Origin of the sequence: Hypericibacter terrae (assembly GCF_008728855.1) — a bacterium.
In the GTDB taxonomy this organism is placed as follows: domain Bacteria; phylum Pseudomonadota; class Alphaproteobacteria; order Dongiales; family Dongiaceae; genus Hypericibacter; species Hypericibacter terrae.
Genome location: NZ_CP042906.1, coordinates 592,678 through 612,464 on the forward strand (window position 1 = coordinate 592,678; position 19,787 = coordinate 612,464).

Annotated in this window: 21 protein-coding genes; 13 read left to right on the forward strand and 8 right to left on the reverse strand. The window is 65.7% G+C overall.

Going from position 1 to position 19,787, the window contains the following annotated elements:
• Positions 1-2 precede the first annotated feature (2 nt).
• The 3 genes from FRZ44_RS02755 to FRZ44_RS02765 are packed head-to-tail and all read left to right on the forward strand — an operon-like array spanning position 3 to position 2,990.
• Positions 3-974: an ABC transporter permease gene (locus tag FRZ44_RS02755; protein ID WP_151175734.1), complete on the forward strand. Its 972-nt coding sequence runs from the start codon at positions 3-5 to the stop codon at positions 972-974.
• 1 nt (position 975) lies between these two features.
• The gene (locus FRZ44_RS02760) at positions 976-1,989 is read left to right on the forward strand and encodes an ABC transporter ATP-binding protein (RefSeq protein ID WP_151180137.1); all 1,014 of its coding nucleotides are present in this window, start codon (positions 976-978) and stop codon (positions 1,987-1,989) included.
• A gap of 26 nt (positions 1,990-2,015) precedes the next feature.
• Positions 2,016-2,990: an ABC transporter ATP-binding protein gene (locus tag FRZ44_RS02765; RefSeq protein WP_225308681.1), complete on the forward strand. Its 975-nt coding sequence runs from the start codon at positions 2,016-2,018 to the stop codon at positions 2,988-2,990.
• Here the strand turns inward: FRZ44_RS02765 and FRZ44_RS02770 are convergent.
• A complete protein-coding gene (locus FRZ44_RS02770) occupies positions 2,960-3,490 on the reverse strand; it encodes a hypothetical protein (RefSeq protein WP_151175736.1) in 531 nt (176 codons plus the stop codon). The two genes, FRZ44_RS02765 and FRZ44_RS02770, sit on opposite strands and share 31 nt — an antisense overlap.
• Here FRZ44_RS02770 and FRZ44_RS02775 point away from each other — a divergent pair.
• Positions 3,489-3,929, forward strand: a complete 441-nt coding sequence (locus FRZ44_RS02775) for a hypothetical protein (RefSeq protein WP_151175737.1) — start codon at positions 3,489-3,491, stop codon at positions 3,927-3,929. The two genes, FRZ44_RS02770 and FRZ44_RS02775, sit on opposite strands and share 2 nt — an antisense overlap.
• Here the strand turns inward: FRZ44_RS02775 and FRZ44_RS27245 are convergent.
• From FRZ44_RS27245 to FRZ44_RS02785, 3 genes are all read right to left on the reverse strand, one after another.
• Positions 3,898-4,086, reverse strand: coding sequence for a hypothetical protein (locus tag FRZ44_RS27245; RefSeq protein ID WP_225308522.1), 189 nt, complete (start codon positions 4,084-4,086; stop codon positions 3,898-3,900). The genes FRZ44_RS02775 and FRZ44_RS27245 overlap by 32 nt on opposite strands.
• On the reverse strand, positions 4,083-4,304 hold the full coding sequence (locus FRZ44_RS27250) for a hypothetical protein (protein ID WP_225308523.1): 222 nt from the start codon (positions 4,302-4,304) through the stop codon (positions 4,083-4,085). The genes FRZ44_RS27245 and FRZ44_RS27250 overlap by 4 nt, the downstream gene beginning before the upstream one ends.
• 163 nt (positions 4,305-4,467) lie before the next feature.
• The gene (locus FRZ44_RS02785; protein WP_151175738.1) at positions 4,468-5,166 is read right to left on the reverse strand and encodes a pirin family protein; all 699 of its coding nucleotides are present in this window, start codon (positions 5,164-5,166) and stop codon (positions 4,468-4,470) included.
• A gap of 130 nt (positions 5,167-5,296) precedes the next feature.
• Between FRZ44_RS02785 and FRZ44_RS02790 the strand changes: the two genes are divergently transcribed.
• Positions 5,297-6,229, forward strand: coding sequence for a LysR family transcriptional regulator (locus FRZ44_RS02790; protein WP_151175739.1), 933 nt, complete (start codon positions 5,297-5,299; stop codon positions 6,227-6,229).
• Positions 6,230-6,244: 15 nt separating this feature from the next.
• Here the strand turns inward: FRZ44_RS02790 and FRZ44_RS02795 are convergent, their stop codons facing one another.
• From FRZ44_RS02795 to FRZ44_RS02810, 4 genes are all read right to left on the reverse strand, one after another.
• Positions 6,245-6,577, reverse strand: a complete 333-nt coding sequence (locus FRZ44_RS02795) for a YkgJ family cysteine cluster protein (RefSeq protein ID WP_225308524.1) — start codon at positions 6,575-6,577, stop codon at positions 6,245-6,247.
• A complete protein-coding gene (locus tag FRZ44_RS02800) occupies positions 6,574-6,858 on the reverse strand; it encodes a hypothetical protein (RefSeq protein WP_151175740.1) in 285 nt (94 codons plus the stop codon). Before FRZ44_RS02800 ends, FRZ44_RS02795 begins: the two co-directional genes overlap by 4 nt.
• A gap of 79 nt (positions 6,859-6,937) precedes the next feature.
• A complete protein-coding gene (locus FRZ44_RS02805; protein ID WP_151175741.1) occupies positions 6,938-7,297 on the reverse strand; it encodes a DUF6481 family protein in 360 nt (119 codons plus the stop codon).
• Between the two features lie 129 nt (positions 7,298-7,426).
• A complete protein-coding gene (locus tag FRZ44_RS02810; protein WP_151175742.1) occupies positions 7,427-7,636 on the reverse strand; it encodes a cold-shock protein in 210 nt (69 codons plus the stop codon).
• Positions 7,637-8,430: 794 nt separating this feature from the next.
• Between FRZ44_RS02810 and FRZ44_RS02815 the strand changes: the two genes are divergently transcribed.
• From FRZ44_RS02815 to FRZ44_RS02850, 8 genes are all read left to right on the forward strand, one after another.
• Complete coding sequence (locus tag FRZ44_RS02815; RefSeq protein ID WP_151175743.1) at positions 8,431-9,603, forward strand: ABC transporter substrate-binding protein; 1,173 nt, start codon at positions 8,431-8,433, stop codon at positions 9,601-9,603.
• 66 nt (positions 9,604-9,669) lie between these two features.
• Positions 9,670-11,418 carry a sugar ABC transporter ATP-binding protein gene (locus tag FRZ44_RS02820; protein ID WP_151175744.1) on the forward strand — a complete coding sequence of 583 codons (1,749 nt, stop codon included), beginning with the start codon at positions 9,670-9,672 and terminating at the stop codon, positions 11,416-11,418.
• 301 nt (positions 11,419-11,719) lie between these two features.
• A complete protein-coding gene (locus FRZ44_RS02825; protein WP_191908383.1) occupies positions 11,720-13,144 on the forward strand; it encodes an ABC transporter permease in 1,425 nt (474 codons plus the stop codon).
• 19 nt (positions 13,145-13,163) lie between these two features.
• On the forward strand, positions 13,164-14,561 hold the full coding sequence (locus FRZ44_RS02830; RefSeq protein WP_151175745.1) for an ABC transporter permease: 1,398 nt from the start codon (positions 13,164-13,166) through the stop codon (positions 14,559-14,561).
• A 47-nt stretch (positions 14,562-14,608) separates the two neighbouring features.
• Positions 14,609-15,310, forward strand: coding sequence for a bacteriorhodopsin (locus FRZ44_RS02835; protein WP_151175746.1), 702 nt, complete (start codon positions 14,609-14,611; stop codon positions 15,308-15,310).
• Positions 15,311-15,451: 141 nt separating this feature from the next.
• Positions 15,452-17,152 carry a flotillin family protein gene (locus FRZ44_RS02840; RefSeq protein ID WP_151175747.1) on the forward strand — a complete coding sequence of 567 codons (1,701 nt, stop codon included), beginning with the start codon at positions 15,452-15,454 and terminating at the stop codon, positions 17,150-17,152.
• 81 nt (positions 17,153-17,233) lie between these two features.
• Positions 17,234-17,644: a hypothetical protein gene (locus tag FRZ44_RS02845; RefSeq protein ID WP_151175748.1), complete on the forward strand. Its 411-nt coding sequence runs from the start codon at positions 17,234-17,236 to the stop codon at positions 17,642-17,644.
• Positions 17,645-17,725: 81 nt separating this feature from the next.
• The gene (locus FRZ44_RS02850) at positions 17,726-19,771 is read left to right on the forward strand and encodes a sodium:solute symporter family protein (RefSeq protein ID WP_151175749.1); all 2,046 of its coding nucleotides are present in this window, start codon (positions 17,726-17,728) and stop codon (positions 19,769-19,771) included.
• Positions 19,772-19,787 lie beyond the last annotated feature (16 nt).

The window sequence follows — 19,787 nt, forward strand, 5'->3', positions numbered from 1 at the left end:
CGATGGTAGCGCTGCTCCTGCGACGCGTCGCCCAGATGCTCTTCGTGATGTTCGGGATCAGCGTGCTGTCCTTCATGATATTTTTCGCGACGCCCGGATCGGATCCCGCGGCGCGCATCGCCGGGCGCAACGCCGCGCCCGAGACGCTCGCCGAGGTGCGCCGGGATTTCGGCCTCGATCGGCCGCTCTACGTCCAATATGCCCTGATGATGAATCGGCTGTTCATCACCCGCGACCTCACCTCGTTCGTCAATCGCGGCCACAAAGTGATCCCCCAGATCATCGACGCGACGCCGGTGACGTTGTCGCTTGTGCTCGGCGCCGCCATATTCTGGATCATCGGGGGCATCTCGATCGGCGTGCTGTCCGCCGCGTTCAAGGGCGGCGTTCTCGACACCGTTCTGATGGGCTTCTGTCTCATCTGCATATCGATGCCCGTCTATTGGCTGGGCGAGGTTCTCAACCTCATCACCCAGAGCCGAATGCATGACGGCTGGCTGTTTTCCTGGGTGCCGCCGCTGGGATATGTGGCGCTGACCGTGGATCCCTGGGGATGGTTCAAGGCGCTGGTCATTCCCGCCCTGACCTTGTCGGCGTTGTATATCGGCCTCTATGGCAGGGTTCTGCGGGCCGCGATCATCGAATCGAACCAGGAGGACTTTATCCGCACGGCGCACGCGAAGGGCCTGAGCGCGACCCGGATCATGCTCAATCATTCGCTGCGGGTTTCGCTGGTCGGCATCGTCACGATGTTCGGCCTCGACTTCGGCGCGCTGGTCGGCGGCGCCGCGCTCTTGGCCGAGGTGGTGTTCGGCCTGCACGGCATTGGCAAGCTGACCTATGACAGCCTTCGCACCCTGGACCTGCCCGTCATCATGGCCACGGTGCTGTACGCTTCGTTCTTCGTCGTCGCGGCCAATTTCATCGTCGACATCATATATGCAGCCATCGATCCCCGTGTCCGCCTTGGCTGACATGGGGGCAGCACCTCTGCTCGACGTCCGTGATCTGAGCATCTCCTTCCGGACCGGACGCGGCCTGGCCCGTGTCGTGGACGGCATCTCGTTCGCCATCGCACCGAAGGAGATCGTCGGATTGATCGGTGAATCCGGATCCGGCAAGACCATGACCCTCATGAGCCTGATCGGGCTGATCGACGATCCGAACGTCGTCATCGAGGGGTCGATCCGGTTCAAGGGTCGCGAACTCGTCGGCATGAAGAAGTCGGCTCTGCGGACGATGCGGGGCAACGATATGTCCATCGTCTTCCAGGATCCGATGACCGCCCTGACACCGGTGCTCAGGATCGGCGAGCAGATCGAGGAACAGATCCGGGCGCACGAGCCGGTCGGCCGGAAGGCTGCGCACCGGCGCGCCATGGACCTGCTTGCCGCGATGGGCATCGCCGATCCCGCTGCGGTGGCCGAACGATATCCGCATCAGTTGTCGGGCGGCATGCGGCAACGGGTGTGCATCGCGATGGCGCTGTCGTGCCGGCCCTCCCTCCTGCTCGCTGACGAACCGACGACGGCGCTTGACGTGACGGTCCAGGCGCAGATCCTCGATCTCATCCGTCATCTGCGCATGGAGTTCGGGTCGTCGATCATCTTCGTCTCGCACGACCTCGGCGTGGTCGCCGAGGTGGCGGATCGCATCGTGGTCATGTATGGCGGCACCATCGTCGAGAGCGGCACGACGGAGGACCTGTTCGTCAGCCCGTCGCATCCCTATAGCCAGGCCCTGAAGGCATCGATTCTTCCGCTTTCGGGCGTGCGTCCGAAACGTCTCTGGTCGATCCCTGGGGGACCGCCGTCGCCGCTGATGACGGCTGCATCAGGCTGTGCCTTCGCCCCGCGCTGCCAGCATCGCTTCGATGCCTGCAGCGAGCGCCCGCCGCTTTCCGGCGCGGGGGCGCATCTCGTTGCCTGTCATCTTGTGTCCGGCCGGCGGCAAGCCGACGAGGCCAGCTCGCCGGAAAGACGCCCATGACGCCGCTTCGACAGGATCCTCCCTTGGTGGAGGCGATCGATATACGCAAGGAGTTCACGGTCGGCCGCAACTCGTGGCTCGGCGCCCGACGCCAAAAGGTCGCCGCCGTGGCGGGCGTCACGCTGTCGATCTCGGCGGGCGAGACGCTTTCGCTGGTGGGCGAAAGCGGGTGCGGCAAGTCGACATTGGCCCGCTGCCTGGTGCGCCTCTATGACATCACGGCCGGGCGGGTATTGATCGACGGTGTCGATATTTCCGGTTTGTCGCGGCGCCAGATGCAGGGGGTGCGCCGGCGCATCCAGATGGTGTTCCAGGACCCCGGCGCGTCGCTGAATCCGCGCCGGCGCATCGGCGATCTCATCGCCGAACCGTTGCGGGCCCATTTCAGGACCGACCCCGCGCAAATGGAGGTGCGCGTGGCCGAGCTTATGGAGCGGGTCGGCCTGTCGAGACATCAGCGCGATCGGTTTCCGCATGAACTTTCCGGCGGGCAGCGGCAGCGCGCCAGCATCGCGCGGGCCTTGGCTGTGCGCCCCGCCGTGATCGTGGCGGACGAACCGGTCTCCGCCCTCGACGTCTCGGTACGGGCGCAGATCATCAACCTCCTCGCCGAGCTTCAGGAAACTCTCGGCTTGGCCTACATCTTCATTTCCCACGATCTGTCCGTCGTTCGCCAGGTATCGCACCGGGTGGCGGTCATGTATCTCGGCTCGATCGTGGAGACCGGAACGACTGACCAACTCTACGAGTCGTCAGCACATCCCTACACACAGGCCCTGCTTTCTGCCGTCCCGGTGCCGGCATATGGTGCTCGCCGCGAGCGGATCGTCTTGAAGGGCGACGTCCCCAGCCCCATGAACCCGCCACAGGGATGCGGGTTCCATCCACGCTGCCCTTATGCGAGCCGGCTTTGCCGCGAGGCGCGTCCGACGCTCGCGCCCCTGCCGGACGGCCGCAATGTCGCATGCCATCACCCCTTGCCGATTTCGATGCCGGGTTGAGGCCGGAGGTCGGACACCGGCAGCTCGGCAATGGGTTCGCCGGACCCGAGCGTCGAGTTCGGAACCGGTCCGCATGCCGGCGATCGGCGTATCGCCTGTACCGGCATACGGATCGTTAAAGAATTCACAGCGAAGATGGTATGGTTGGCGATGCGGTCGTGATTCCGTTCGATCTGTGATCTCGGACGGCGACATCGCGCCATGCCATCGAGGGGCTGGCCATCGGCGGGTGATTCGCGGATTGAGCTGCTCGCCATCGGCTTGTATGGTCGGTCGGGCTTTCTCGCCGGCTTCCGCGTGCGGTGCGTCGCTTCCTTGGGGGCGGCGGAAACGGGCGAAGGTAGGGGCAGTAAGGGCGATTTTCGGCGGCTACTCTCCCCTTGCGTAGAGCCCGCAAGGTCGTTGCTGCCGACGGGTCCATTCGAACGGATGCGACGCGGCGCCAGCTCGATCGCGAAGATCACCGGAAGGGTGTGAGCCGGATCGAGACGATAAGCCATGATCCATGTCGCGATTGTCGTTCATCGTCACGCCCGGCTTGTCGCCAACAGCTACTGGCTGCGGGCGATCGCGGAGTGCTGGCACGACAGCGGCGTTCGCCTCAGCGTGGTCACCGATCCGAAGGCCCGGATCGAGGCCGACATCGCGATTCTGCATGTCGATCTCACCGTCACGCCTCCGGACTATATCGCCTGCGCCCATCGCTGTGCCGTGGTCGTCAACGGCGCGGTTCCCGACATCTCCAAGCGGGCGATCAATGCGCATCTGCTGCGCCGCGGCGACCGGTATGAGGGCCCGGTCATCGTCAAGACAAACCGGAACTGCGCGGGCCATCCGGGCGCCGTCGGCCGGGCGCTCACCCCCGAGCGGCTCGCCCGGCTCGATGCCGCCGGCGGCCCGACGGACATCATTCGCGGCCGGTCTCCAGCAGCGCCTTGAGCCGCTCCAGATCGCGCCGCACCCAGTCGGCGTCGGCGGCGAACTTCTCATCGCTCATGCCCGGCAGCCGGAACAGCGTCAGCGCGACCTCGCTGCCGCTGCCATTGGCGACGACGCGCAAGGGGATGAGGATCTCGACGCCGGGCGCCACGGTCACGCATGGTCGAGCACGCCGAAATCGTTCGGCGGCGAGAAGCGGATGCGGACCGGCCCCTCCGGGCCCTGCGCGCTCCATTCTTCGCCCGAGCGCTCGACGCCCGATCCGAGGCCGGAGGCCCAGTTGGCGAAGTTCTGCGGGACGGACGCATAGGCATAGACATCGCGCCAATCGCGATCGATCGAGATGCTGACGGTCCGGACCTCATGGGTGGGCACGGGCGTGTCTCCGTTCGTTCGTCCTCGCGATCGGCCGCCGCGCTCACAGCGCGAGGACTGTCTTTGGGCTGAAACCTTCTCGCCGCGCGGGCGCCGCCGGCTTCCCGAGAGCCGCGACCGCCGCCGCGGCGCTTGCGAGCCCCGGCGGCAGCGGTCGTTCAGGTCAGGCGGCGTCGACGAAGACCAACTCGGCATCCTCGACGGCGGTCACCCGAACGACCGATTCGTCCTGGATGGCGGCGCCGTCGCGGGCTTCGAGCCGGACGCCATTGACCTCGACCGTGCCCTTGGCCGGCACCAGATAGCCGTGCCGGTTCTTGCCCAGCGTATATTCCGCCGTCTCGCCGGCCTTGAGCGTCGCGCCCAGCACGCGTGCGTCGGTGCGGATCGGCAGCGCGTCGGTGTCATCCTCGAATCCGCTGGCGAGGGTCACGAAGCGGCCGGAGCGATCGCCCTTGGGAAAGGGCTTGGCGCCCCAGGACGGCGCGCCGCCGCGACGGTTGGGAACGATCCAGATCTGGAAGATCCGTGTCTGGTCCGGTTCGAGATTGTATTCCGAGTGGCGGATGCCTGACCCGGCGCTCATCACCTGGACGTCGCCCGCTTCCGTGCGGCCCTTGTTGCCCTGATTGTCCTGGTGCGTGATGGCGCCCTCGCGGACATAGGTGACGATCTCCATGTCGGCATGCGGGTGGGCGGGAAAGCCCGTGTTGGGCGCGATGGTGTCGTCGTTCCACACCCGCAAGGCGCCCCAGCCCATGCGCGCCGGGTCGTAATAGTCGGCGAAGGAGAAGTGATGCTTGGCGTCGAGCCAGCCATGGTTGGCGCCGCCCAGCGATTTGAAGGTTCTGCGTTCGATCATGATGTCTGTCCGTCCGTTTCTTCGGGCGACCGGCTCCTGAGGGCCTGGGTCGCGTTTCCATGGCTTGAAGAATGGCGACCGGCGGGCTATACGAAAATAGAAAATATAGAAACAGATTGTTTCATTTTTTATGCCAAAGCTCCCTGACTTCGAAGCCTGGGCGATCTTCGCGCGCGTGGCCTATCTGGGGTCATTCTCGCGCGCGGCCGAGGAGCTGGGCTTGTCCAAAGCGACCGTCTCGAAGGCGGTGACCCGGCTCGAGAGCAATCTGGCGACGCCCTTGTTTCACCGCACCTCGCGCCGCCTGTCGCTGACCGAGAGCGGCCGCGCCGCGCTCGAGCGGGCCGAGCGGATCCTCTCCGAGGGCGAGGCGGTCGAATCCGAGCTGCGGGCGCAATCGGCAACGCCGCGCGGCCGGGTCCGCATGGCGGCCCCGATGTCCTTCGGTATCGCCCATCTGGCGACGGCGCTCCCCGATTTCTTTGCCGCTTATCCGGAAGTCTCGATCGAGCTCAATCTGAGCGATCAACAGACTGACCTGGTGAGCGAGAATTTCGATCTCGCCCTGCGCATCGCGACCCTGGTCGATTCCTCGCTGATCGCGCGGCGGCTCTGCGAGGTGCGCATCCTGCTGGTCGCTGCGCCTTCCTATTTCCGCGAGCATGGGCGGCCGAAGCATCCCAAGGATCTCGCCGCCCATCGCGGGCTGTTCTACACCTATGGCCGCTCGCAGGACGCCTGGCGGTTCTTCCACAAGCAGCAGGGCGAATATGCCGTGCGCATCGAAAGCCCGTTGCGGGCGAACAATGCCGATGTGCTGACGCCGTCGCTGCTGGCGGGGCTGGGGCTGGCGCTGCAGCCGGAGTTCCTGGTCTGGCGCGAACTGCAGTCGGGTGCGCTGGAGGCGGCGATGCCGGATTGGACGGTGCCGTCCATCGCCCTTCATCTGGTGACGCCGCCGAGCTTCATCCGCCCGGCGCGGGTCGAGGTGCTGCTGGATTTCCTGGCGAAGCGGTTCGCGACGGGCACGGCGCCCTGGGCGGCGCCGCGCAGCAGAAAATGACGGCGCCCGCGGCGCTCAGACCGGCAGGCCGTAATGCTGCCGGGCGATGAGGCATTCCGGGTCGCCGGGCTGGCAGGCGCGGCAGACCTCGGGGCGAACCGCGTAGATCGAGCAGCCGGTCGATTTCCCGACCTCGCCTTTCAGCGCCGAGCAGCGATCGCCCTCGCAGCGCATGCGCCCGCGGCTGTCGTCGACCAGGGCCGGCGGGATGAGCGCCAGCGCCGCCTCGCTCTCGAGCGAGAAGCGGGGCCATTCGGCCGAATAGGCGCAGCAGGCGCCACAGCTCTGGCACAGCAACATCGCGGCTTCGGACGAGAGGCCGGCCCCGAACATCGCTCCGTCTTTCACGTCTTGGTCTTGCGGCGGCGCTTGGTTTTGGACAGCCGGCGCTCATTGGCGCGAACGCGGGTCCGGTAGTGGCGAACCACGGCCTCGGGCGAGCCGCCGGTCGCGAGGATCGTGGCCGCTTCGGCCATGGCCTCGCCCTTCTCGGCCACCATGCGCTCGGCTTCGCGCCCGGCAGCGGGCCCGCCCGCGGCCATCTTCATCACGCGCAACCCGATCACCCGCTGCGCTTCGAAGGCCAGCAGCGTCGTTCTCATCGTCAGGTCGAACCAGGCCTTGAACATCCTGTCCTCCGTTAAGCCGGAAGGAGGGTTCCTTGCGGGGTCGTCGACGATCCGGCGCCAGGGGCGCCGGCCCGATCGCCTAGCGCTGGCGTGCCTTCCGCGCCGCGTAGCGGGCGTCGCGGGCGATCTTCTGCTGGGCCAGGAGCTCGACCCGCGCGGCCTCTTCGGCGATCGCGCGCTCGGCCTGCTCTTTCTTCTCGGTGGCTTCCCGGAGGGCCTTCTCTTCGGCCAGCCGCTTCGCCTCGATTTCCTTCGCCGCCTTGCGCTCGGCGTTGCGGGCCTCGCGGGCCGCGACCAGCGCCTGGCGTGCCGCGCGCTGCTCGACGACGCTGGGGTCGTCAGGCCGGGGCTGCGCCTTGTGCTTTTCCAGCAGGGCGCGCTTCGCGCTGGCGGCGCTGCTCAGCCGCTCGTTGAATCCTAGGTCTTTGTAACCGCTCATCGTCCTCGACTATGCCTCGATATCGTTTGCCGTCTCATGGCGCTTGCGGGACAACCCCGCAAAAAGCAGAAAAGCCGCCCCTTTTGGGGGCGGCTTCCAGGACCTTGCGGTCCCGCTAGTCTGATTGGCTTAGACGGCCTGGATCGTGCCGACGGCGATCTTGCCGGTGCGACGGTCTTCCTGGGTGTCGAACGACACCTTCTGGCCTTCATTCAGCGTGCGCATGCCCGCGCGCTCCAGAGCCGTGGCATGGACGAACACGTCCTTGCCGCCATCATCCGGCTGAATGAAACCAAAACCTTTTTGCGTGTTGTAGAACTTCACAGTACCGGTCTTCATAGGATTGTCCTTTTATGACTGACGTTGGTGCATTTGGGCCAAAGACGCGCGGCAAGCGCGACATTCAACCCGGATCGTCGATGTTTGGAGAAGATCTGAACCTGCGCCCAGCGGTCAGCCAAGGCGAAACGGCCCGATAGTCCGGCCAAATGTCGATCGGAGAAACATAGGGGGCGCCCGGTCGCTTTGCAAGGAGAGGCTGGAGAGGCCCTCTTTATATTGCGCTTTATCCCCGTTTTTTCCGGCCGGATGTTGGCGGCCCCATCAATATCCCGGCTCTCGCCCGACTGGCATCGCCTCATTGCAAAACCGGGCGACGCGCGCCCGCATTTCCACAATCAAAAATTGAATATCTATAACATAGCTGCCGCCGAAGCCGGCGGTTCGCGGGCAAGGACTGTAGCGACCGTCCGCGAGCGCGCTTGCGAAGCATCGCTAGGCAGGGGGCTGGCGTTTGCTTTAACATTGTCGGACGCATGCCGATGGCAGAGGGACGGGATGCGATGGCCTCCGGCCGCACCTCGATCGCCCGGCTGACCGCGCGTTTGGTTTCGCAATTGCGAGATGATCCACTGTGCAACTGCAGCATGGATCATTGCGCAACCGCAACATGAACTGTATCACCTTGAATAGCCTTGACGGGTCATTGGCTGGGTGTAAAAGTTCAATCCCCCGATAGCTGTTCAATAGAATGAACGGGAGCGCCCGACGGGCTGGTTGAAGACCAGCCGCCACGCTGAAAGAAGCTGCGAAAAAGCGGCCACTATTGAGAGAAACTAGGGAGGTAGGACAAGATGAAGCTTTTCCGAAGACTGAGCTATTTGCTGGCTTTGACACCTTTGTTCCTGTCCGGCGCAGCGATGGCCGAGGGCCTGGACGAACTGCCGCAGGACATCCAGCAGAGCCTCTACAACAAGGACATGCTGGACCCGCAGCAGCCCATCGGGCCGAGTGCCTATCGCGACTGGAAGGCGAAGCGTTCGCCGCCCTGGACGATCGGTTATGCCAGCTCCTATGCCGGCAATACCTGGCGCGCCATGGCGATGGATCGTCTCCAGAACGAGATCATCCCCAAATGGAAGGCGCTGGGGCTGCTCAAGGACGTGATCATCACCCAATCGAACCTGAAGGACGCGGTGCAGATCCAGCAGATCCGCCAGCTCGTCGATCAGGGTGTGGATGCGATCATCGTCTGCTGCTCCAACCCGACCGCGCTCAACCAGTCGGTCAAATATGCCTATGACAAGGGCGTGCCGGTCTTCTCCTTCACCGGATATCTGACCTCGCCCTACGCCGTGAATTCCTCGAACAACTACCAGCTGGGCGGTTACCAGGTGGGCAAGGCCCTGACCGATCAACTCGGCGGCACGGGCAATGTCCTGGTGGTCGAAGGCATTCCCGGCACCTCCGGATCGGATTCGCAGGACCGCGGCATGAAGGCGGGTCTGGCGGCCGCACCGGGCGTCAAGATCGTGGGCGATGTGGCCGGCATGTGGACCGACCAGATCGGCCAGGCCGAAGTGCAGAAGTGGCTTGCCACGCATCCGGGCCAGTTGGACGGCATCGTCGTCCAGTCGGCGGCCGAGCTTGGCGTGCTGCGCGCTCTGCAGCAGTCGGGCCGCAAGATGGTGCCGATCACCATCGGCGGCGAATCCGGCGCGCTCTGCTATTGGCGCAAGAATCCGGACTATCTCAAGGAGTCCTACCAGCTTTGGCCTCCCGGAGACGATATCGAGCTGATCTGGAACATCATGATGCGGACGCTTCAGGGCCAGGGCCCGAAGATCCAGTCGGTCCTGGTGAATTCGGTGAAGTTCACCTATGACGACGTGAAGGCTCGTCTCGACGAGAATTGCGACGAGAATTCCGACAAGTGGCAGAATGTCGGGATCGATAAATGGGGCGGGACGACCTATCTGGATCAGTTCTTCCTGCGCCCGGCCGATCCCGAGAAGTACAAGCCGTAAGACATCGCTCGAGGGCGTCTTTTGACGCTATCCGCAACATAGAACTGCGGCGAGACCGATCATCAGATGTCTTCAACGGCTCACTACGCGTCGGGTCATCAACCGAGCGGTGCCGCCGAGGAATCCTCGGCGGCACCGCCGGTCTCTGTCACCGGCGACATCACCGTCACCGACGTCCGCAAATCCTTCGGGGTCACCCGGGCGCTCGATGGCTGCAGCTTCCGCGCGTCGCTGGGCGAGATCCACGCGATCGTTGGCGGCAATGGCTGCGGCAAGAGCACGCTCGCCAAGGTGATGTCGGGGGTGCTCCCGGTCGATTCCGGCCAGGTCTCGGTCATCGGCCATACGCCGACCTCGCCGCACGAGGCGCGGGCGGCCGGCATCGCCACCGTCTTCCAGGAAGTCCTCGTCGCCGACGAATGCTCGGTCGTGGACAATCTCTATCTCGGCGCCGACCGGCTCTGGTCGAAGACCCTGCCGATGAAGGCCAAGATCCGCGACGCCGCCATCATGATGCGGGAGCTGACCGCCATCGACCTCGATGTCGAGGCGCCGGCCGGCACGCTCCCGCTCAGCATCAAGCAATGGATCACCATCGGCCGGGCCCTGCTGTGGAAGCCCAAGGTCCTGATCCTCGACGAATCCTCGGCCGCGCTCGATCTCGATTCGACCGAGCGGCTCTTCGCCAAGATGCGCGAGTTGCGCGACCAGGGCTCGGCGGTCCTGATCGTGACGCACCGGATCGCCGAGCTGATCCGCATCAGCGACCGCGCGACCGTGTTGCGCGACGGGCGCGATGTCGGCGTGCTCAGCAAGGGCGAGATCACCGAGAAGAACCTGCTGGGCCTCATGACCGGCCGCAGCGAATCGCCGCATATCCCAACCGCGGTGGCGCAGGAAGTGCTGCGCCACGACGTCGTCATGAAGACTTCCAAGCTAAAGGTCTGGCCGGAGAGCCAGCCGATCGACTTCGCGCTGCATAAGGGCGAGGTGCTGGGCATCGCCGGATTGGACGGGCAGGGCCAGAGCGACTTCGTGACGGTGCTGGCGGGCGTGCGCCGCGCGGCCGAAGGCCTGCCGATGGTCCGCACCGCCAGCAACGGATTCGCGGAGATCAGGGGTCTGGCCGAGGCGGCGCAGCATGGCGTCTCCTACGTGTCGGGCGACCGCAAGCGCGAAGGCATCTTCGCGAATATGAGCATCTTCGAGAATCTGCTGATGCCGCTCTATCGCCGCACCGCGCGCGCGGGCAAGCTCGCGGTGATCGACTGGAGCAGCCTGACCGCTGTCTTCGACTGGGAGGCCGAGCGGCTCTCGGTGCGCATGGGCGAGCGGACCAACAAGATCACCTCGCTCAGCGGCGGCAACCAGCAGAAGGTCCTGATCGGGCGCGCCTTCGCCCTCAATCCCGACATCCTGGTGCTCAACGACCCGGCGCGCGGCGTCGATGTCGGTGCCAAGGCCGAGCTCTACAAGCATCTGACCGCCTTCGCCGAGCGCGGCAAGTCGGTGATCTATCTCTCGAGCGAGATCGAGGAATTCGTCGGCTTCGCCACCCGCGTCGTCGTGTTCCGCAACGGCAGCATCTTCGACGAGTTCGCCGGCAATGCGATCGAGCCCGCCAACATCCTCGAGGCGATGTTCGGCCAGCCGCGCGGCTCGCAGCGGCGCATCGATGCGGCACCGGGCGAGCCCAAGGCGGCCCAGGCCAAGGTCGCCGGGCTCATTCCCGGCAGCGCCGGGCTGCCGCCCTGGATGAGCCGGCGCAATCACCGGGAGCGGGACGCCGGCTCCGAGGGGTCGGGCACAAGATGAGTGCGCGTCTCCCGGCATCGCTGACGGCTGTCCGGTTGACGGCACTCGAGAAGAATCTCGGTGGTCCGCTTTCTTCCCCTCCCCCAACTTCTGGGGGAGGGCAGGGAGGGGGATGGCTCGGTCCAGGATCTCGTCGGGGTGCGAAGGGGCCGATACCGAGCAGCCCCCTCCCGAACCCTCCCCCAGAAGCTGGGGGAGGGGACGAGATAGAGCGGCGGCGTGAGATCGAAGAAACCTCAACCGGACAGCCCTGGACATCGCGCGCCGATGACGGGCGCTCCATGACGGCGGGGAGGTGGCCATGGCTGCCACCCCGGTAAGGTCGTCATCGGCGGCGGCCAGTACCTATCTGCTGGTCCCCATCGTCCTCTTCTTCGCGCTGCTGATCGTGGCGGTCCTGCGCAGCGAGAGCCTGGTCACGGCCAACGGCCTCGGCAGCGCCGTGATCGTGGCGACGCCGCTGATCCTCGCGACCTATGCGCTGATGGCGACGACCATCGCGGGCCGCGGCACGGTCGATCTGGCGATCGGGCCGCTGCTGGGATTCATCAACGTGACCCTGGTCCAGCTCTTCGGCCAGGACATCATCTCCTCGCCGGTGGCCTTCTTCCTCTATGCGCTGGGCGTGGGCGTCGCCTATCAGCTCTTCATGGGCCTCATCATCGTCTTCGTGCGGGTGCAGCCGATCATCGTGTCGCTCAGCGGCTATCTGGCTCTCTCGGGCATCAATCTGGTGATCCTGGAGCGTCCGGGCGGAACGGCGCCGGACTGGATGATGCCCTGGGGGCTCGGCATTTCGATCATCTCGCCGGTGACGGCGATCCTGATCCTGGCCACGGTCGCCTGGCTGCTCTTCACCCGCACCGCCTTCTACGGCCATCTGAGATTGATGGGCTCGGACGAGCGCGCGGCCTTCACCAGCGGCGTGCGCATCAACCTGGTGCGGCTGGGCGCTCACTGCATCAGCGGCCTTTTCGCCGGCCTGGCGGCCCTGACCTACACCTCGCTCATCAGCTCGGGCGATCCGACCCAGGGCACGACCTACACGCTGATCGCGGTGACGGCGCTGGTTCTCGGCGGCGCCAGCCTCGCGGGCGGGCGCGGCGGCGTCATGGGCTCGCTGCTGGGGGCCGTGAACATCTATCTGATCACCTATGTGCTCGCGACCTTCAATTTCGGCGCGGTGCAGAGCTTCGTGACCGATCTCGCCTATGGCACGATCCTGGTGCTGTCGCTGCTGCTGACGGTGGTCCTGCCGCATATGCGCGGCGTGGTCCGCAGCGTCTCGCCGTTGCTCTTCTTCGTGATCCTCTCGCTGGTGGCGCTGGGCGTCATCATCCACGCGACCTACGACTACTCGGCACCGGCGCCGGCCGTGGCGACGACCGCGGCCACCGCGGCCGACACGACGGCGGCCGCGGCGACAACTCCCGCTACGCCGCCACCGAGCTCACCGGCACCGGGATTCATCTTCGAACAGACCGGCGAGGCGGCGGCGATTGCCGGCGGCGCCAATCTGGCCGGCCCCCTGGCGGTGGCGGGGCTCCTGCTGCTGTCGGTGCTGATCATCCTGCGGACCATGGTGGCGCAGGCCAAGACCGCGCGGAGCCTGTCGCCGCTGGTCTATGTCGTGGTCGCCGCCTTCATTCTGCTGGGCGTCTATGTGGTCGCCAATCCCGAGACGGTGAGCGGGCTTGGCATCTCCACGACCCAGAGCGCGCCCTGAGCGGTCGGGAGAGCGAGCGATGACATCATCGACCCAGACAGCGCTGAAATGGACCGGGCTCGCGGTCGCCTTCATCGTCGCCGGCATCGGCCTCATCTTCGGCTTCTATCAGGGCCTGCCGGCGCAGCAGGTGATCCTCTACACCGCCGCGACCTTCGCGCTGGTGGCCTGGGCCTGGCGCGCCTTCACCTCGCGCTGGGGCGACGGCGCCAAGGCCGCGGTCGTCGTCGAGGGCGTGGATGCCGAGGGCAATCCGGCGCAGTCCTCGGCGAAAGCCGCGCGGCGCGTCTTCATCCGCAAGAACCGGCCGGTCATCGCCGGGTTGATTCTGCTCCTCCTCGTGTTCGGCATCTGCTCGATCACGATCACGGGCTTCTTCTCGGTCCTCAACATCATCTCGCTGCTGGTGCTGGTCGGGCTGCTGATCTTCTCCGCCTTCATGAGCAAGTTCGTGGTGGAGAACCGCAGCGCCTTCATCGGCCTGACCGTGCTGGTGGGCCTCTTCGTCGTCGGGTCGCTCAAGGTCGAGGGCTTCATCTACCCCGCCAACATCAAGTCGATGCTGCTCTTCGCCTCCTTCCTGGGGCTCGCCTGCGTCGGCCAGACCATGGTGGCGCTCCTCGGCGGCCTCGATCTCTCGATCCCCTTCATCATCGGCTCGGCCAATGTCGCGTTGCTCTATCTGATCGGGCTCGGCGTTCCGCCCTGGCTCGCCGTCGTCATCATCGTCGTGATCGGCATCGCCATCGGGTTGCTCAACGGATTCCTCAGTTTCAGGCTCCAGGGGCAGGCGCTGATTCTGACGCTCGGCGTCGGTTTTGCCACCTCCGGCATCACCCAGATCATCACCAGCCTCGGCTCGCGCTTCGCCGGCAATGTGTTCGGTGCGGTGCCGGAATGGCTCACCAACCTGGCCGCCATGAACGGCCGGACCTTCGGGCTCGACTTTCCGCCGGTGATCCTGATCTGGCTGGTCGTGGCCGTGTTGCTGATCGTCGGCATGAAGAACACGGTCTATGGCCGCTATCTCTATGCGCTGGGCGGGAACCGGACCTCGGCCTCGCGGCTCTCGATCTCGGAGCGGCGCTACTGGGTCGGAGCCTATGCCGTCAGCGGCGCGGTCTCGGCCTTGACCGGCTGCCTGCTGCTGGGCTGGAGCGGCGGCGGCTTCATCGGCGTCGGCCAGCCCTATCTGTTCATGACCCTGGCCGCGGTCGTCATCGGCGGCACCTCGCTTCTGGGCGGGGCCGGCGGCTACGGCTTCACCGTGATCGGCGTGCTGGTGCTCCAGGTGCTGACCTCGTTCCTGGTCGGCATCGGTCTCGATTATCAATGGCAGCAATTCATTTTCGGCCTGCTGATCCTGCCGATGGTCGCGCTCTATGCGCGCTCGCCGCATATCCGGACGCAGGTCTAGCGTGATCAATTCAACGGCAAGAAGCGCGTTGCCTTGGGAGGCGTCTGATGGAACTTAAACTGCTCCAGTCGACCGACATCACCGGCGGGACATTTTCCCTGACCCTGGCCGGCATGTTCGCGACGGCGGTGTTGCTGTTTCTCGGGACCGGGTGGGTCGCGAAGAAATGGAAGCTCCCGGTGGCGCTCGCCGGCGTCGTGGCCCTGCTCGCCACGGCCTATTACTGGCAGGCGCGCGAGGTGTGGCTGGCCGCCGGCCAGATGCCGGTCATCTATCGCTATATCGACTGGCTGATCACCGTCCCGATCCAGGTGCTGACGCTCTATTTCTTCATCGGCGCCGTGGCGCGGCCGCCGGTCGGCCTGTTCTGGCGCCTCCTGGTCGTCTCCGTCGTCATGATCCTCGCCCGCTATATGGGCGAGGTCGACTTCATGCATCCGACGCTGGGATTCCTCATCGGCATCGTCGGCTGGCTCTACATCCTGGGCGAGATCTATTTCGGCAAGCTCGGCGAGATCAATTCCAAGAGCGCCACCGAGACGGTGCAGACCGGCTTCTTCTGGCTGCGGCTGGTCGTGACCGTCGGCTGGGCGATCTATCCGCTCTGCTATTTCATCGCCAGCTTCGCCGGCGGCGTCGACGAAGGCACCTTGAGCATCGTCTACAACCTCGCCGACTTCGTGAATCAGATCCTGTTCGGCTTGATCATTCTCTTTGCGGCGATGAAGGAATCGGCTTCGACCCGATGAATGAGGTTCGCCCCCATTTGTCCAGAGATGCGAAACAACAAACCGGCAGCGGCCAGGTCCTGGGTCCGATGCGCCTGCTCCGGTACGAGACGATGCCCGATTTCGGGCGCCCGTCTCGATAATGCTATGGAGGGATGAGACATGAACGGCGCAAACATCATTGCCATCATCATCTTGGCGACGATCGTCATTGCGGTTGCCGTCTACCTGCTGCACTGGCTCTACCGGCGATCGACCAAGGACATCTCCTTCGTCCGCACAGGCTTCGGCGGCGAGAAGGTCGTGATGGGCGGCGGCGCCCTGGTGCTGCCGATCGTCCATGACGTGACCGAGGTCAGCATGAACACGCTGCGCCTCGAGGTGCGGCGCGCCAAGGAGCAGTCGCTCATCACCAAGGACCGCATGCGCGTCGAGGTCACGGTCGAGTTCTTCGTCCGCGTCATTCCGCAGCCGGACGCGGTCGCGACCGCAGCCCGCACGCTCGGCCGGCGCACCATGAACCCGGAGAGCCTCAAGGACCTGGTCCAGGGCCGCTTCGTGGATGCGATGGGCATGGTCGCCGCCACCATGACCATGGAGGAGATGCATGAGCATCGCGGCAAATACATCAAGGGCGTACGCGACCAGGTGGCGGGCTCCTTGACCCAGAACGGTCTCGAGCTCGAGACCGCGTCGCTCACCAGCCTCGACCAGACCGACATCAAGCTCTTCAATCCCTCGAACCAGTTCGACGCCGAGGGCTTGACCCGCCTGACCGAGGAGATCCAGACCCGCAAGAAAAAGCGCAACGACATCGAGCAGGACACGGCGATCGCGGTCCGCAACAAGAACCTGGAATCCGAGAAGCTGGCGCTGGATATCGACAAGGAGAGCGAATATTCGCGCATGGAGCAGGAGCGCGAGATCGCGATGCGCCGGGCCCAGCAGCGCGCCGAGATCGCGATCGAGAAGACCGAGCGCGACCGCGAAATCGAGGAAGCCCAGATCCGGGCCTCCGAGGAGATCGAGCGCGCCCGCATCCGCCAGGAGCGCGTGCTCGAGGCCGAGCGCATCGAACGCGAGCGCGAGACCGAGCGGCTCGAGGTGCAGCGCCGCCGGACCCTCGAGATCGAGGAGCAGGAGCGCGTCATCGCCGTCGCCACCAAATCGAAGTCCCAGTCCGAGGCACAGGCCGCGGCGGAGCAGGCTCGCTCGCTGATGGTCGAAGCCCAGGAAAATGTGACCACGATGCGCGAAAAGCAGATTGCGGATCGCCGCAAGCTGATCGAGCTCATCGGGGCGGAGCAGGAGGCGGAACGCGAGGCGATCAAGATCGTCACCATGGCCGAGGCCGAGAAAAAGGCCGCCGTGGAGCGCGCCTCGGCCGACAATGCCTCTGCCGATGCCGCCAAGTACCGCTATGAGGTCGATGCCGAGGGCCAGCGCGCGCTCAACGAGGCTGAAAACCTGCGCTCCGACGCCAGCCGGCGCAGCGCGCTGCATCGCCGCCTGGTCGAGAATCTGCCGGAGATCATCCGCGAGAGCGTCAAGCCGATCGAGCGGATCGAATCGATTCGCATCCTGCAGGTCGATGGCCTGCCGGGCCTCAGCAGCACCGGCGCGCTCGACGGTGCCGGCGGCGGTGGCGGGGATCAGGGCTCGGGCGGCGGCGATGGCGGCGGGCCCAAGGGCCGCAGCCTCGCCGACAGCGCGGTCAATGCCGCACTGCGCTACCGGGCCCAGGCGCCCTTCGTCGACGACCTGCTGCAGCAGATCGGGATCTCGGCCGGGTCGGTCGGCAATCTCGGCAATCTGCTGAAGGCGCCGGCGCCGAAGGATCCGAAGCCGAGTGACAAGGGCTGAGGCGGTCGCGAAGGCGAGGAGATCGGCTTCCGCCGATAGCCATCGACGCCTTCCGCCGGTTTCACGCTCACGAGGTCGATCATGATCACCATCAGGCAGACAGAGAGACGGCTCGCCGTCATCGCGAATTGGGGCCTGTTCGGCGCGTTCGGGCTGGGCCTGATCCAGTCGGGCATCGGCAGCGGTGCGGTCGTCGTCGGCCTCGTCGGCTTCGCGCTCATTCTCGTGGGCTTCGTCTCGCAGGTGATCATCAACCGCTTCTATGGCGGCGGCTTCACGGCCGGCGAGGTGGCGCTGGGCTTCATCGCCTTCGGCATCGCGGTTTTAGGATTCGTCGCGAGCTGGATCTTCGATCCGACCTTCGGCACCACCGACATCGTGATCGGCCTCTCGGGCTTTGCCGCCATCATCATCGCCTTCATCGCCTATCTCGTGACGAAATACGGGCTGAAGGGCTCCTTCTCGATGTTCCACCAGATGGGTCGCCATTGATGTCATTGCGGGCACCCAGGATTCCGGCCGGACGCGCCGCCCCTCGGGGGCTGGTCGCGACAGACGGGGAGGGCCATTCCCTTGTCTGAAGGAGTCGTGTGGCTGCTCGCCTTCGTCGGGGCCTATTGGGCCTATTGCGTCTATTGGGGTGCGGCCAGCGCGCGCCTGATCGGCACGACCGCCAACGACTATTTCCTGGCCGACCGCGGCATCTCGCCCTGGATCTTCGTGCTGGCGGCGACCGCGACCTCCTTTTCGGGGTGGGTCTTCCTCGGCCATCCGAGCTTCATCCTCCAGGACGGATTCCAGTTCGCGCAGCTCTCGCTCTGCGCCATCACCATCCCGCTGACCGGCGTCATGTTCCTCAAGCGCCAATGGCTCCTGGGCAAGCGCTTCGGCTATGTCACGCCGGGCGACATGTTCGCCGACTATTTCGGCAGCGAGGGCATGCGCCGGCTGGTCGTGCTGATCGCGCTGGTGTTCTCAATCCCGTTCCTCGCCATGCAACTGACCGCCTCGGGTTATCTGCTCCAGATCCTCTCCGACGGCGAGGTCGATCGCCATGTGGCGATGTGGGTCCTGACCGCGGTGCTGTTCCTCTATGTCTGCGTCGGGGGCTTACGCGCGGTCGCCTATGTCGGGACCTTGCAGGGGCTGCTGATGGTGGCCGGTCTCGCCGCGATCGGTCTGGTCGCCTATGGCAGGCTCGGCGGCTTCGCGACCTTCAACGACGCGCTCGCCAAGCTGGGCGCCGGCGCGATCGCGCCCTTCGGCAGCACGGCCGCCGGCTACAACAGCTATTTCGAGATCCCGGGCGTGATCCAGTTCACCCGCGGGCTCGGTATCGAGGCGCCGGTCGGCGGCACCTGGACCGCCTCCATGATCCTCAGCTACAGCTTCGCGCTGATGGGGATCCAGGCGGCGCCGGCCTTCACCCTCTGGGCCTTCGCCAGCCGCAGCGCCAAGGGCTTCGCCGCGCAGCAGGTCTGGGCCTCGGCCGCGGTGATCGGGCTGATCCTCGTCTTCTTCTCGGTCCTGATCGGCATGGGTGCGCTCTTCCTCGGCGCCTCGCCGGCGGTGACGGCAGCCGGTCTCGCCGTCGCCGATTGGTTGCCGCCGATCGCGAGCCAGGACCCGGGCAATCTGGTCGCCTTCTTCATCCGCGCGATCGGCAAGAGCGATCCCTGGTTCACCGGCCTGCTCGCAGTCTGCGCGCTCGCCGCGATCCAGGCGATGATCGCCTTCTATGCCTCGACCGCCGGCACGATCCTCGCGCGCGATGTCTATAAGCGTTATCTCAATCCGGAGGCCGGCGATCGCGAGCTCAAGCTCTATGGCCGGATCAGCATCGGGCTGGTGCTGCTGGCAGCCCTCCTCACCGCCTCCTACCTGCCGGCGACCGAAAGCGAACTCGGCGCGCTGGCGCTTTCCTTCGGCTTCCAGCTCTGGCCGGCGCTGGCCGCCGTCTGCTGGTTCCCCTGGCTGACGCGCCAGGGCGTGGTGCTGGGGCTGGCGTTGGGGCTGGTGGCCGTGGTCTTCACCGAGCCCTTCGGCCAGTCGCTCAGCGCCTTCGTCGGGCTCCATCTGCCCTGGGGCCGCTGGCCCTGGACCATCCATTCGGCCGGCTGGGGCATGTTCTTCAATCTGCTGGCCTGCCTCATCGTCTCGGCCATGACGCAAGGCGGCGCCGAGCGGGCGCATCGCGGCAAGTATCATGACTATCTCGCCGAGAAGGCGGGGCTCTCGCCCGAGCGGCGCCTGCTGCGGCCCGCGGCCTGGGCGATCGCGCTCGCCTGGATCTTCTTCGCGGTCGGTCCGGGCGCCGTCTGGGGCAATGATTTCTTCGGCGCGCCGAATGGCGGGGTCGCCGCCTGGGTGCTGGGCCTGCCCTCGATCTGGGCCTGGCAGATTCTGTGGTGGGCGCTGGGCGTGCTGGTGATCTGGTTCCTGGCCTACAAAATGGGCATGTCCACGGCACCGCTCGGCAGCGTCGATACCCATATCAATTACAATCCGCCGGCCTTGTCGCGACAGGCGCTGGCGTCGGATTGGCGCAACTGGTTCTGGGGGCTCGTGATCGGCTTGGCGGTGCTCACCCTCGCGCATTGGATCTTCGGACGGGCGTGATGGGCAGGGCGGATAA